The organism is Chitinophaga agrisoli, from assembly GCF_008386695.1.
In the GTDB taxonomy this organism is placed as follows: domain Bacteria; phylum Bacteroidota; class Bacteroidia; order Chitinophagales; family Chitinophagaceae; genus Chitinophaga; species Chitinophaga agrisoli.
Genome location: NZ_VUOC01000001.1, coordinates 461,423 through 475,062, shown reverse-complemented (window position 1 = coordinate 475,062; position 13,640 = coordinate 461,423). Strand labels below are relative to the sequence as shown.

16 protein-coding genes are annotated in these 13,640 nt (G+C 49.2%); 13 read left to right on the top strand and 3 right to left on the bottom strand.

Annotation, left to right across the window (positions count from 1 at the left end):
* Positions 1–81 precede the first annotated feature (81 nt).
* From nrfD to F0L74_RS01885, 13 genes are all read left to right on the top strand, one after another.
* The gene (gene nrfD, locus F0L74_RS01945) at positions 82–1,518 is read left to right on the top strand and encodes an NrfD/PsrC family molybdoenzyme membrane anchor subunit (RefSeq protein ID WP_149836157.1); all 1,437 of its coding nucleotides are present in this window, start codon (positions 82–84) and stop codon (positions 1,516–1,518) included.
* A 90-nt stretch (positions 1,519–1,608) separates the two neighbouring features.
* Positions 1,609–2,202, top strand: coding sequence for a DUF3341 domain-containing protein (locus F0L74_RS01940; RefSeq protein ID WP_149836156.1), 594 nt, complete (start codon positions 1,609–1,611; stop codon positions 2,200–2,202).
* Positions 2,203–2,353: 151 nt separating this feature from the next.
* Positions 2,354–2,995 carry a c-type cytochrome gene (locus tag F0L74_RS01935; protein WP_149836155.1) on the top strand — a complete coding sequence of 214 codons (642 nt, stop codon included), beginning with the start codon at positions 2,354–2,356 and terminating at the stop codon, positions 2,993–2,995.
* Positions 2,996–3,101: 106 nt separating this feature from the next.
* Complete coding sequence (locus tag F0L74_RS01930) at positions 3,102–4,310, top strand: quinol:cytochrome C oxidoreductase (protein ID WP_149836154.1); 1,209 nt, start codon at positions 3,102–3,104, stop codon at positions 4,308–4,310.
* Between the two features lie 106 nt (positions 4,311–4,416).
* On the top strand, positions 4,417–5,481 hold the full coding sequence (locus F0L74_RS01925) for a cytochrome c oxidase subunit II (RefSeq protein ID WP_149836153.1): 1,065 nt from the start codon (positions 4,417–4,419) through the stop codon (positions 5,479–5,481).
* 91 nt (positions 5,482–5,572) lie between these two features.
* Positions 5,573–7,396 carry a cytochrome c oxidase subunit I gene (locus tag F0L74_RS01920; protein ID WP_149836152.1) on the top strand — a complete coding sequence of 608 codons (1,824 nt, stop codon included), beginning with the start codon at positions 5,573–5,575 and terminating at the stop codon, positions 7,394–7,396.
* A 94-nt stretch (positions 7,397–7,490) separates the two neighbouring features.
* The gene (cyoE, locus tag F0L74_RS01915; protein ID WP_246197606.1) at positions 7,491–8,366 is read left to right on the top strand and encodes a heme o synthase; all 876 of its coding nucleotides are present in this window, start codon (positions 7,491–7,493) and stop codon (positions 8,364–8,366) included.
* A 31-nt stretch (positions 8,367–8,397) separates the two neighbouring features.
* Entirely contained in the window at positions 8,398–8,952 is a 555-nt protein-coding gene (locus tag F0L74_RS01910; protein ID WP_246197605.1) for a cytochrome c oxidase subunit 3, read from the top strand.
* A 56-nt stretch (positions 8,953–9,008) separates the two neighbouring features.
* Positions 9,009–9,683: a cytochrome c oxidase subunit 3 gene (locus F0L74_RS01905; RefSeq protein WP_149836150.1), complete on the top strand. Its 675-nt coding sequence runs from the start codon at positions 9,009–9,011 to the stop codon at positions 9,681–9,683.
* An 84-nt stretch (positions 9,684–9,767) separates the two neighbouring features.
* A complete protein-coding gene (locus F0L74_RS01900; RefSeq protein WP_149836149.1) occupies positions 9,768–10,172 on the top strand; it encodes a cytochrome C oxidase subunit IV family protein in 405 nt (134 codons plus the stop codon).
* 63 nt (positions 10,173–10,235) lie between these two features.
* Positions 10,236–10,922: an SCO family protein gene (locus F0L74_RS01895; RefSeq protein ID WP_149836148.1), complete on the top strand. Its 687-nt coding sequence runs from the start codon at positions 10,236–10,238 to the stop codon at positions 10,920–10,922.
* Between the two features lie 17 nt (positions 10,923–10,939).
* On the top strand, positions 10,940–11,509 hold the full coding sequence (locus F0L74_RS01890; protein WP_149836147.1) for a DUF420 domain-containing protein: 570 nt from the start codon (positions 10,940–10,942) through the stop codon (positions 11,507–11,509).
* 37 nt (positions 11,510–11,546) lie between these two features.
* Positions 11,547–11,765 (top strand): hypothetical protein, encoded by a 219-nt coding sequence (locus F0L74_RS01885; protein WP_149836146.1) that lies wholly within the window; start codon positions 11,547–11,549, stop codon positions 11,763–11,765.
* Between the two features lie 41 nt (positions 11,766–11,806).
* Here the strand turns inward: F0L74_RS01885 and F0L74_RS01880 are convergent, their stop codons facing one another.
* The 3 genes from F0L74_RS01880 to F0L74_RS01870 all read right to left on the bottom strand — a co-directional run bounded on the left by F0L74_RS01880 (position 11,807) and on the right by F0L74_RS01870 (position 13,415).
* The gene (locus F0L74_RS01880; RefSeq protein ID WP_149836145.1) at positions 11,807–12,445 is read right to left on the bottom strand and encodes a MarR family winged helix-turn-helix transcriptional regulator; all 639 of its coding nucleotides are present in this window, start codon (positions 12,443–12,445) and stop codon (positions 11,807–11,809) included.
* Positions 12,446–12,522: 77 nt separating this feature from the next.
* Positions 12,523–12,783 carry a DUF2024 family protein gene (locus F0L74_RS01875; protein ID WP_149836144.1) on the bottom strand — a complete coding sequence of 87 codons (261 nt, stop codon included), beginning with the start codon at positions 12,781–12,783 and terminating at the stop codon, positions 12,523–12,525.
* Between the two features lie 89 nt (positions 12,784–12,872).
* Positions 12,873–13,415, bottom strand: coding sequence for a protoglobin domain-containing protein (locus F0L74_RS01870; protein WP_262714227.1), 543 nt, complete (start codon positions 13,413–13,415; stop codon positions 12,873–12,875).
* Positions 13,416–13,640: the final 225 nt, after the last annotated feature.

Sequence of the window (13,640 nt, the reverse complement as noted above, 5' to 3'; positions counted from 1 at the left end):
TAAGTAGAATCAGAGATCACAGATCATAACAAAGACAAGGGCTGATTAGCCAGCAACTAACAGCTAAAAGCTTTACGAACTATGCATTTAAAGTACGAGTCCACACTGAGAGAACCTTTAGTAAATGGGGTAAAGGATTATCATAAGGTAACCGAAGATATCATCAGCCCCATTGAGGCCAAGCCTGGTAAATTGTGGTATGTAGGCTTCTTTATTTCCCTCACGTTGTTAGCGTTTGGTGCGTTCTCCGTAACCTGGGAGGTATACTACGGTACCGGTGTGTGGAATCTGAATAAGACCGTAGGTTGGGGTTGGGATATCACCAACTTCGTATGGTGGGTAGGTATCGGTCACGCCGGTACGCTTATCTCCGCGATCTTGTTGCTGTTCCGTCAGGGATGGCGTACAGGGGTGAACCGTGCGGCAGAAGCCATGACCATCTTTGCGGTAATGTGCGCGGGCCAGTTCCCGATCTTCCACATGGGTCGTGTTTGGATGGCCTTCTTTGTACTGCCTTATCCAAATACACGCGGTCCGCTGTGGGTGAACTTTAACTCCCCGCTGCTGTGGGACGTATTCGCGATCTCTACGTATTTCACCGTATCCCTGCTGTTCTGGTACACAGGTCTGATACCTGACTTCGCTACCGTTCGTGACAGGGCCAAGACCAAGCTGCGTAAGCTGCTCTACGGTGTTGCTTCCTTTGGCTGGACCGGTTCTACCAAACACTGGCAACGTCACGAATCATTATCACTGGTGCTGGCCGGTTTATCTACTCCGCTGGTACTCTCCGTACACACCATCGTATCTTTTGACTTTGCCACTTCCGTAATACCAGGCTGGCACACCACCATCTTCCCTCCCTACTTCGTGGCGGGTGCGATCTTCTCCGGTTTCGCAATGGTGAACACCCTGCTGATCATTACACGTAAAATATTACACCTCGAAGATTATATCACCATCGGTCACCTGGACGCAATGAACAGGGTAATTGTACTGACCGGCTCCATCGTAGGTTGCGCCTACTTAACAGAGCTGTTCATGGCATGGTACTCCGGTTCACAGTATGAGTTCGCAGAATTCTACAAATACCGCGCTGCCGGTCCGCTGGGTTGGTCTTACTGGATCATGATGACCTGTAACGTGATCACGCCGCAGGTGTTCTGGTTCCGCAAGATGCGCCGGAGCGTAATGGTGTCCTTCATTATGTCTATCATTGTGAACATAGGTATGTGGTTCGAGCGTTTCGTGATCATCTGTACCTCCCTGTACCGCGATTACCTGCCTTCCAGCTGGGTGTACTACCGTCCGGCCTGGCCTGAGGTTGGTTTCTACCTGGGTACATTCGGTCTGTTCTTCACTTGTTATTTCCTGTTCGCTAAATATTTCCCGGTAATTGCAGTAGCGGAGATCAAACACGTACTGAAAACTTCCGGCCAGAACTTCAAGGAGAAAATGACGCCGTACGAAGAGCAGGATGCAGAAAAGTTTGCACACGATCAGGCACACGCACACTAATGAGTAACCGGCCATGGGAGATAGGTATCAGTCACTTATAACCCAGGCTAATCACAGAGAACTATTTTAAGACTTTGAATTTTTTAAAATATGGCTGCAAAAAATTTTGTTGTAGGTTGTTTTGATGATGAAGCGGTGTTGTTCCCGGCAGTAAAGAAAGTACGTGCCGCAGGGTACAAGATCCATGATGTGTACACCCCGTTCCCGGTGCATGGTCTGGACCATGCCATGGGCCTCAGGGAAACCAGCCTGCACACCGCCGGCTTCATATACGGTATTACCGGTACCACTACAGCATTGTCTTTTATGAGCTGGGTATTTACCACAGACTGGCCGTTGAACATAGGTGGTAAACCGCATTTCCCCTTACCCGCCTTCATACCCATCACGTTTGAGCTCACTGTGTTGTTCTCTGCGATAGGTATGGTGTATACTTTCTGCTACCTGTGCCAGCTGGCCCCGGGCGTAAAAAAGCACGTTTTCCACCCCCGTCAGACAGATGACAAATTTGTAATGGCGATAGAGGTGACCGGCAAATCAAACGCAGAGGAGATCAAGAGCTTCCTGGCCAGCGTTGGCGCCCAGGAGATCAATGAGCAAAGGGCAGAAACCGGCTGGTGGTATGGCCGCTTTGATAAGGACGATACCCTGATCAACGAAAGGGTTACTCCGCTGAACGCGTAAAAACGCCCGGAAGCTACCAGACCAGCAGTGAGGATCTGGCAGATAAAAAGAAACAAAGTAGTCAGAGGCTTCTGACAATATAAAAGACGAAGGATAATCAAATGAAACCGCAAGGTTCCATCTGGCAATAAAAAAAAGACGTTAAATTCCGATGAAAAGGACTTCCAACATATTAGTAGTAGCTGCTTTGGCAGGCGGAGCTTTACTGGCGGCCTGTAATACAGGAGAGCATCACAGAAAGCCCGGCAGGATCTATATGCCAGATATGTATGAATCCCGTGCATATGAGTTCTACAACCCGCGCCTGGCAACCATGAAACCGGTAGAAGGCACCGTTAAAAGAGGTGAGCTGCTGCCTTATCATGTAAAAGAAGGCGATACCACGCTGGCTAATACTATTAAGAATCCGCTTACTATCACCGAGGCTGATGTGGCAGAAGGCAAGCGTCTGTTCAATATCTATTGCGGTATCTGCCATGGTACAGCGCTGGATGGTAACGGCCCGCTGTACAAAGGCGGCGACGGCCCTTACCCCGCTGCTCCGGCTAACCTGGCCGCTGGTGGTCCTAAATCACACTATACCCAGGGACGGCTGTTCTACGTAATGACCTATGGCTGGAATGCCATGGGAAGCTACGCCAGCCAGCTGGATAGGTCTCAACGCTGGATCATCGCTGCTTATATCAAGAGCGTACAGGACGGCAGCAAAGTGCCTGCTCCCGATGCAGCGCCCACAGCGCCGGCTGCAGGACCTGCAGCATCTGGCGGTGACACTGCAACTATTAAGAAATAAGACGGCAGCAGAATTTAATTACAATAGCAGTAACTACTTTGAGATGGAACCCGGCATAGCGATATGCAAGGTTACATGCGATAAATAAAAAGATAAAGAACTACACATGAAGGACCAATTTGTAGTACCGGCAAAATTAAAAACGACCAGCTTCGTGTTAATGGGCATTGGCGTACTCACCTTATTGATCGGATTAGTGGCCTTGGGAGGCGAGCATGGCTCTGGCCGTTTTTGGGGCGGCATTTTGCAGAACAGCACGTTCTTCCTGCTGGTAGCATTAGTCGGCACCTTTTTTATCGGCGTTACCACATTGGCGCATGGCGGATGGCATGTCGGTTTCCGCCGGGTGCCGGAAGCACTTTCCATGGCAGTGCCGGTATTAGGCGGTATCCTGTTTGTGGTGCTGATGATACTGGTATTTGGTCATAAAGACCAGGTATACCACTGGACTAACCTGGAACACGTAGAACATGATCCTATCTTAAAAGGTAAATCTGCGTTCCTGGGCGCCGGGTTCTTTACTACTGCTACCATCATCACCCTGGGTCTGTGGATCCTGTTTACCATTAAATTGCGTAACATGTCCCTGCAGGAAGATAGCTGGGACCTGTCTCCGGACACCGGCCGCCGGCTCCTGTGGAGGAATTCCGTTTGGTGTGGCGGTTTCATCGTGATCTATGCCCTGAGCGTTGGTTCTACCACCCCCTGGCTGTGGCTGATGAGCGTTGATGCACACTGGTACTCCACCATGTACAGCTGGTACACTTTCGCCAGCACCTGGGTATCTGGTCTGTCAATGATCGCTTTATTTGTAATATACCTGAAGAAACATGGTTACATGAGCTGGGTAAATGAAGAGCACCTGCATGACCTGGGTAAGCTTATGTTTGCATTCAGCATCTTCTGGACATATCTCTGGTTCTCTCAGTACATGCTTACATGGTATGCGAACATCCCCGAAGAAACGGTGTACTTCCAGCCTCGCGTATGGGGTCCGTTCCGCGGCGTGTTCTTCCTGAACCTGATCATTAACTTCGTCCTGCCGCTGTTGCTGCTGATGAAACGTGATACCAAGCGTAACTTTACGGCTATGACATATATAGCCATATTAATTATATTTGGTCACTGGCTCGATTTCTTCCAGATGGTTGCTCCCGCTACTTCACAGGCGCTGCACTTCCCCTGGTATGAGTTTGGTGTAGGTCTGGGTTTTGTAGGCGTGATCATCTTTGTCACTGCTCAGCAGCTGGCTAAAGCGCCGCTGGTTCCCAAGAACCATCCTTATCTGAAAGAAAGCATTGTACACCACACCTGATGATGTAGGCGTGCCGGAGTGGATCCCGGTAAAACGGGAAGCGAGAGGAATAAAGTGTATTAGAAACAACGAAAAGCATTAGATAACTTAATTATTTCAAGTAGCAATGTCAGGTTTTTTAGCAGTCTTAGTTGTTGTGCTCATATTCGTAGTCATCTTCCAGATTGCGAAGGCGAGCGAATATGTGTCCATATTGAAGGGGGAAAAGAAGGCCCGCCAGCAGAACAACCGTATTAACGGCTTTTTGCTGATCGCTTTCCTGGTATTGGGACTCATCGGTGTGTATTACTGTAATGAGGCAATGAGAGGCAAGATCCTGGGGGAAGCGGCATCTGAGCAGGGCGAGTCCATCGATAACATGATCATGTGGACCCTGGTAATGACCGGCGTCGTGTTCGTGATCACACAGGTCCTCCTGTTCTGGTTTGCCTTCAAATACCAGGAGAAAGAAGGAAAAGCAGCGTTTTATTTCCCGCACAATAACAAGCTGGAAGTGATCTGGACTGTGATCCCCGCCATTGCGCTCACCATCCTGGTGGCCATCGGTTTAAGACACTGGTTCCGTATCACCTCAGATGCGCCAAAAGATGCTATGGTGGTTGAGATCACCGGTAAGCAGTTTAACTGGCTCATCCGCTACCCCGGTAAAGACGGACTGCTGGGCAGCAAATACTTCAAAAATATTAATGATGCTACCAATCCCGTTGGTCAGGATTGGGATGATAACCTGAACAAAGACGATTTCATGGCCAATGAAATGCACCTCGTAGTAGGCAAGCCGGTAAAACTGATCATCGGCTCCCGCGATGTGGTGCATGACGTGGGTCTGGCACACTTCCGCCTTAAAATGGACGCCGTGCCTGGTATCCCCACCACCCTGTGGTTTACGCCTAAGTTCACCACCACGCAGATGAAGGAGAAAACCGGTAACCCGGATTTCGTATACGAGATCTCCTGTGATCAGATGTGCGGTGTTGGTCACTACTCCATGAGAGCTGTTATCGTAGTGGAAACGCAGAAAGAGTATGACAAATGGGCTGCTGCGCAGAAGTCACAGTATGAGCTGGCTCACGCTGCTCCTGCTGGCAACGCACCCGCCGCTCCGGCTCCGGCTGAGAAACCGGCAGAAGATACCACTAAGAAAACAGTGGCAGCTAATCTGAATCACTAAGGCGTAAATTTGTTAGGAACCATTAAACACTAAAATAAGCTAGCTACCAGGCGCTCCCCTGATGTTAGTTTGATAATAAACAGAACCGATTATGAGTAACGAAGCAACCTTGCACAGTCATCAACAGGAGGCAACGCACGGCGCAGTGGCGCATGACCATGGCAACGGGCATGAACATCATCATGAAGACAGCTTCATTTCGAAGTATGTTTTCAGCATGGATCATAAAATGATCGCCAAGCAGTTCCTGATCACAGGTATCATCTGGGCGGTCATAGGCGCTGGTTTTTCTGTATTGTTCCGTTTACAGCTGGCATTCCCGGATGCTACTTTCCCCTTCCTGGAAAGTCTGCTGGGCCATTGGGCTAAAGGCGGTCATATCTCTGCAGAAGCTTACTACGCGCTGGTAACCATGCACGGTACCATCCTGGTATTCTTTGTATTGACAGCCGGGCTAAGCGGTACCTTCTCGAACTTGCTGATCCCCCTGCAGGTAGGCGCCCGTGATATGGCCTCTCCATTCATGAACATGCTGAGCTACTGGTTCTTCTTCCTGGCCAGCCTGGTAATGACCGCTTCCCTGTTTGTGCAAACAGGCCCTGCTTCCGGCGGTTGGACCTCTTACCCTCCGCTGAGCGCCCTGGGTGATGCTTCTATCGGTTCTAAAATAGGCATGGATCTCTGGCTGACCAGCATGGCGCTCTTCGTAGTGTCTCAGCTGCTGGGCGGTCTGAACTATATTTCTACCATCCTGAACATGCGTACCAAGGGTATGAGCATGACGAAGATGCCGCTCACTATCTGGGCCTTCTTCTTCACCGCTATCCTGGGCGTACTGTCCTTCCCGGTACTGCTGTCTGGTTTTATCCTGCTGCTGTTTGACCGTCACGCAGGCACCAGCTTCTACCTGAGCGATCTGTTCGTAGCCGGTAAAGTACTGTCCAACGAAGGCGGTTCCGCCATCCTGTACCAGCACTTGTTCTGGTTCCTGGGTCACCCTGAGGTGTACATCATCATCCTCCCTGCGATGGGTATGGTATCTGAAGTATTGGCGGTTAGTTCCCGCAAACCGATCTTCGGTTACCTCGCGATGGTGGGCTCCCTGTTCGCAATCGCCATCCTGGCCTTCCTGGTATGGGCGCACCACATGTTCGTTACCGGTCTGAACCCCTTCCTGGGCGCGTTCTTTGTACTGTTAACATTACTGATCGCGGTACCATCGGCCATCAAGGTGTTCAACTGGCTTACCACCATCTGGAAAGGTAGTATCCGCTTTACGCCGGCCTCCCTGTTCTCCATCGGTTTCGTGAGCACCTTCATCTCTGGTGGCTTAACCGGTATCTGGCTGGGTAACTCTTCCATCGATATTCACCTGCACGATACTTATTTCGTGATCGCGCACTTCCATATAGTAATGGGCGTATCTGCCTTCTTTGGTATGTTTGCCGGTATCTACCACTGGTATCCCAAACTGTACGGCCGTTACCTGAATGGCACCCTGGGTTATATCCATTTCTGGATCACCCTGGTGGGCGCTTACCTGATCTTCTGGCCCATGCACTACGAAGGTATGGCGGGTATGCCCAGAAGGTACTATGACTACTCTAACTGGGAGTCTTTCAAACAATTCGTGGAACTGAACAAATTCATCAGTATAGTAGTATTCACCGTATTCGCTACCCAGCTGCTGTTTGTGTTCAACTTCTTCTACAGCATCTTCAAAGGAAGGAAGCTGACCACCACCAACCCGTGGGATGCTACCACCCTGGAATGGACTACGCCTATCCGTCCCGGACACGGCAACTGGCCTGGCGAAATTCCTGAAGTGCACCGTTGGGCATATGACTACAGCAAAGACGGTAAGGACTTTATTCCGCAAACCGTTCCTATTGGTCCTGATGAGTCAAAACATTGATAAAACAGCAGTTAGCTTTTAGCTGCAGCCAGCACTAAAAGCTAACTGCCAAAAGATATAGCTAGTAATTGTGTTGCAAGAAAACTCCATAAAATTGTCGTTATCGTATGCAGTAGCCAGTAAGGCGAGGGATTACTTCCAGTTAATGAAGTTTAACCTCACGTTCATGGTGGTGTTCTCAAGTGTGGTGGGTTATCTGCTGGTACCGGGTGTGGAGTTCAGTGTGGTAAAAGTTCTTTTATTATTTGTAGGTGGCCTGCTGGTATCCGGATCTGCCAATACGATTAATCAGATTTGGGAGAAGAGCACGGATAAGCTGATGGCGCGCACCGCCAACCGTCCCCTGCCTGCCGGGCGTATTTCCGAAACGGAAGCCGCCGTGGTAGCCGTGGTAACCGGTTTAGGCGGCGTAGCGGTACTGGCCTGGAGCTTTAACTGGCTCTGTGCTATACTAAGCCTGGCGTCACTGCTGATCTACGGCTTTGTATACACCCCCTGGAAAAAATGGAACTCACTGGCAGTGCTGGTAGGCGCCATTCCGGGTGCTTTGCCTCCCCTGATCGGGTGGGCAGCCGGTGCTAACCAGCTCAGCGAAGGCGGCTGGTCCCTGTTCGCTATCCAGTTCCTGTGGCAGTTCCCGCATTTCTGGGCTATTGCCTGGATTGCACACCAGGACTATACAAAGGCTGGCTTTAAGCTACTGCCTGCGGCTGGTGGGCCCAATAAAATGACCGCGCTGCAGTCTGCCACTTATGCCCTGCTGCTTATACCGGCTGGCATTGCGCCTTACCTGTTAAAGCTAAGCGGCAGCATTGGCGCCATCATCACCATCCTGGCGGGCATCTTTTACCTGTACCGGGCAGTTACGCTCTACAGGAAATGCGATGTGCCATCCGCCCGTAAACTGATGTTTGGCTCCTATATCTATCTGACTGTAGTTCAGCTGGCACTGTTGGCTGATAAAATATAAAAACAAAACTGAACGAGAAGTGATGCAGGCAATGAGCGTACAACGAAAGAAAATACATCCGCATAAATACTCCCTGTGGATAGCCATGGGTAGTATTACCATGATGTTTATCGGGTTTACCAGTGCCTATGTAGTAAAACGCTCGCAGGCAAACTGGCAGGTCTTTGAATTACCGCACATCTTTTGGATATCTACTGCTGTGATCCTGATCAGCAGCGGCACTATCCAGCTGGCGGTAAAACAGTTCAAGGAAAGGAATATGAGACGTTACAAACAGCTCATTACCCTTACCGCCATCCTGGGTGTGGTATTTGCTGCCCTGCAGTGTATAGGTTTCTCGCAGCTAAGCCAGCGGGGCCTGCCACTTAGCGGACCAGTATCTGCCTCATTCATCTACGTGATAGTAGGCATGCACATGCTGCACGTATTGGGTGGTGTAGTAGCCCTGCTCATCATGTTTGCCAGGGCCTACAGAACACGGGTGCGCGTGTACAGCGCAGTACCTATAGAAGTGGCCTCGCTTTACTGGCATTTTGTAGATGCACTATGGATCTACCTGCTGGTGTTCCTGAGCCTGGCCAGGTAAGCAAGGTAAAAACAGACATTAATCGCCGAAATAAATAACAACGAATTAAATTAAAAATGGATACAGCAGTTACAGCGAAGAAAAAATGGTGGAGCGGGGGATATTCTCCCTTTAATGTGAGCTATGGAAAGTTGATGATGTGGTACTTCCTGATGTCAGATGCTTTTACCTTTGGCGCATTGCTCATATCATACGGTACTATCCGCTTTATGAGCACCTCCTGGCCTGATCCTAACGAGGTATTCCGCTCGTTCCCCGGTATGGGCGAGGCGCACATGCCGCTGGTATTTGTGAGCTTGATGACATTCATCCTGATCATGAGCTCTGTGACCATGGTGTTAGCTGTACACGCCGGCCACATGCGTGATCGTAAAGCTGTAGTAAAATGGATGGCCTGGACGATCGTAGGCGGTATCGCCTTCCTGTCCTGTCAGGCATGGGAATGGACACACCTGTTCCACGAAGGCGCATGGTGGGGCCGCAATCCTTTCTCCAACATCAACGGTACCGTTGCTTCTACTAACTTCACGAACTTCTTCTTTACCATCACCGGTTTCCACGGCTTGCACGTAACTTCCGGCGTGGTGCTGAATATAGTGATCCTGGCTAACGTGCTGAAAGGCACCTACGAAGAAAGGGGCCACTACGAAATGATCGAGAAAGTAGGTCTGTACTGGCACTTTGTAGATCTGGTTTGGGTATTTGTGTTCACCTGCTTCTACCTGCTGTAATAGCTGGTAACAGGGTAAGAAAACCGCCACGGCGGCTAGTTGGAGTAAATTATCAATTTCGGAATTTTAAAAAAGTAATTAGTAATGGAACATACACATACAGCAGAAGGGCACGAGCACGGGCAGCATGATGCCTCCACTAAAGCCATCTGGAAAACGTTCTGGATCTTATTGTGCGTAACAATAGTGGAAGTTGGTCTGGCATTCCTGCACCTGGAAACAGGCGTTCCTCCCAAATTGTTGTTGAACGGTATCTTCATCATCCTCACGATCTTCAAGGCTTTCTTTATCGTTGCAGAATTTATGCACTTACGCCACGAGATCAAGAACCTGATCATGACGATCCTGATACCTTTGGCGCTGTTCGTATGGTTTATCATCGCCTTCCTGGCGGATGGTGATTCCTGGAAGAACATGCGTAAAGACCTGTCACCGGGCGCTGCCCGCCAGGAAGTGAAAGCGCCTGCTCATGAAGAAGCGCATCACTAAGCAGATCATAGTAGATTAATCATAAAATCACAGGTTATTTCACGCAGGGCTATTATAGGGGTTATGTTGGCGGTGTTAGTGCCGTTGCTGGGGTACCTGATAACAGATCATTACGGTAGAAACGTGGTACCAGTACCACGTTTTTACATTCCGGAAGGGGTAGATACCGTAGTTAAGAATGGCAGTACCCATTATGATACCGTGTATCATACCATCCGGAACTTTAAACTCACTAACCAGCAGGGCCAGCAGGTAGGCCTGCAGGACCTGCCGGGTAAAGTGGTACTGGTAGATTTCTTCTTCACTTCCTGTACCAGTATCTGTCCTACGTTAACGGCCAACCTGAAGAAGATCCAGGAGGCCTACGTTAAGAACGATACCCTGCTGCAACTCCTCTCTTTCTCCGTAGATCCGGAGCGCGACTCCTCAGAAAGATTACGCTGGTACGCCAACAAACACGGTATTAACCCGGATAACTGGTGGCTGCTCACGGGCGATAAGAAGGAAATTTATGACCTGGCCCGCCACGATTTCTTCGTGTCGGTAACAGAAGGCGATGGTGGCGCGGATGATTTCATCCACACGGAAAAGCTGGTGCTGATAGATAAGAACGGGCATATACGCGGCTACTACAATGGGCTTGACAGCAATGCCATCCGGCAGTGCGCCAACGATATTGCAGTACTGCACCTGGAAAAGGACCGGAACAGGCCACCTTTATGGAAAAGGCTGATGTCCGGCAATGAATAGTGTCTCAAAGGAACTGTATGAGTATCAAGAACAAAAATCTTAACCTGCCGATAGCCATCATATCCATTGTGATACCGGTATTGGTAGCCATCTTATTCTACCTGCCCCGGCCCAAGATGGAAGCCGGGTTTGATGTGCACATCCTGCCCCTGGTCCATGCCATCCTGAACTCCGCTACTGCGGTGCTGCTGCTGGCCAGCCTCTATTTTATCAAGAACGGTCATGTACAGGCACATAAGGTCGCCAACCTTACGGCGGTGGTATTAAGCGCCATCTTCCTGATATCTTACGTTACTTTCCACTTTTTTACGGAAAGCACGAAGTTTGGCGATAGCGACCATAACCATATACTGGATGCGGCAGAGAAGACCGCTGTAGGCGGCACCCGTTACGTGTATTATTTTATCCTCCTCACCCATATTGTGCTGGCAGTGGTGATTGTACCGCTGGTATTATTTACCCTGCTGCGGGGCCTGCAGTCAGATTTTACCCGTCATAAGAAGATTGCGCGTATTACCTGGCCCATCTGGTTCTATGTAGCCATTACCGGGGTGATCGTATATGTAATGATATCTCCCTATTATTAATGGGCGTATCTTTGTACAATCAATAATTTAGATGCGGATGAAGAAGTTAGGACAATTATTGCTGATCTTATTATGTAGCGCTCCGGCTGCTATGGCGCAATGCTCATTGTGCACCAAAACTGCCCAGCAATTGGGCGAAGGACCTGCCAAGGGTTTAAATAACGGTATTCTTTACCTGGCTATTACGCCGCTGCTGATCGCGGGGATCTTAGGTTTCCGCTGGTGGCAGAGCAACAGGCCGGGCAGCGAAGAGTAGAAATATCATTCTTATTCCGCTCGCCGGTCCTTAGTGGCCCGCTATTCCCCATCCGCTTCCACCGGTTCTTCCGGAAACCGGAACTCCGGGCAATCCACTCTCAGATCTCCCGATCTCAACGGCGATTTTACCAGATTACAGTAATGCCCGCCATTCTTCTGTGTATAGAAATGGCAGTTCAGGCACATGTACTGCGGTGTGATCACATAATTATGGTTCAGTTGCTGGATCAGTTTCAGCAAAGACTCCAGCAGGCTATCCTGGTTAGCGGTGGATAGCTGGGTAACGGTTTCCTGTATAGGCAAGGCAAACTGCTCCACTTTTTTTGCGAGGGCTTTTCCGGCTTTTACCAGATGTAGTGTATGGCTGCGGGAATCATTAGCGGTAGCTTTCCGTACCAGCAGCTGTTTACCTTCCAGGGATTTGATGGCATCGCTGATAGTAGCCTTGGTCATGTTGAAGTAAGTAGCCAGGAAGGTCACCGTTCTTTTCTCCTCCGGGTAATGGAGCAAAAAAGTAAGCAGCTGTACCTGTATAGGGCTCAGTCCATGTTGTTTAGCTTCATTCCATAGCAGCACACGAAAGGCTTCTGACAGCCGCTCTAATGCGGCTACCACTTTGCTGGATACGTTACCGGCCTGCTGTTCGGGGCTGAATATAGAAATAGATGCTTTCCCCATGGTCCTGCTTTCCTGCTAACTTTTTGTAACCGGCTAATATACGAAAAATTGCTACTGCAGGAAATTTAATCCCGGGATTAGTGGCAGCCTTCTATTTCATGTATATAATAGCCTTGTTTTACGATGTTTTTTTCCCAGGCGGGTATCACTTCTTCCAGGTGGCAGAAGCGGCATTCCCGGGTAGAGATATGCGGCGAGGCGCGTAATTTAGATTGAAGATAGGCTTTACCAAAGGTAAGCACGTGGTCGTAGCGGGTGTCTGCAGCAACAATGATGTCAAAGTGCATATATCCCCCATTCTTTTTCTTAACGTACGTGTCAAATACAGCAACTTCCATGGTAGGTGAGGTTTTCGGTAGGCGGTCCAATAAAATTATGGGGATGTAGCGTTGATCCGGTGTCTTAATGGTTTTAATGAATTAACTGATTAACAGATCTCCTGTATAGCGGGGTCGGGATACGTCCACAGTATCACGCTCATACTTACAGCCTTAAACCAGGCCTGGTGCATCTTTTCCACTTCTTCCGGGCGGTGTCCTTTTTCGCTGAGGAAGGGGCGGATAGCATTGGTAACAGGGTAAATGAAGGTAACCAGGTAACGGAGAAAGATCACCGGTACGTCTTTCATGTCGTCTGTGGGCATCGGCTGGTCCTGGTAACGTTGGGCAATGATCTGTTCGTACTGCGACCAGTGGGTGTTGTAAGGGCGCTGGCATAATTGCCTGATCCAGTTCCCGAAGCGGGGTCTGAGGGTGTTGAGATAATCTGCATCCGGCTGCCCATCCCTGGTAAAGTAGTGCGCCAGGTAATCGTTGGCTACCATGTGGTCATACCAGATATCAAGTATTGTCTCTGCTTTGGAGGAAAGTATCTCACCGGCCATTTGCAAATACCTTTCATCTTCGCGGGTAAACAGCAGCATTCGCTTTAACAATACTAAATCCCGTAAACTCAAAGCTGATGAGGTCATGCCGGCCGACGTACTTTCATAACGCTTGCCATTTATCATACATATATATTTAATTTGGAGTAGCGACACAAGTCTGAACTTTACAAAAATAATAAGCACTCCTAACTAACAAAATTTTTAACAATTCGTTCACCGCGTTTTTTTCTTGATATGTACCTTATTTACCATGTAAAAATGATTTATAAACAGATAGTAAATACAGGTTATGCAGTACTTGTCCTATTT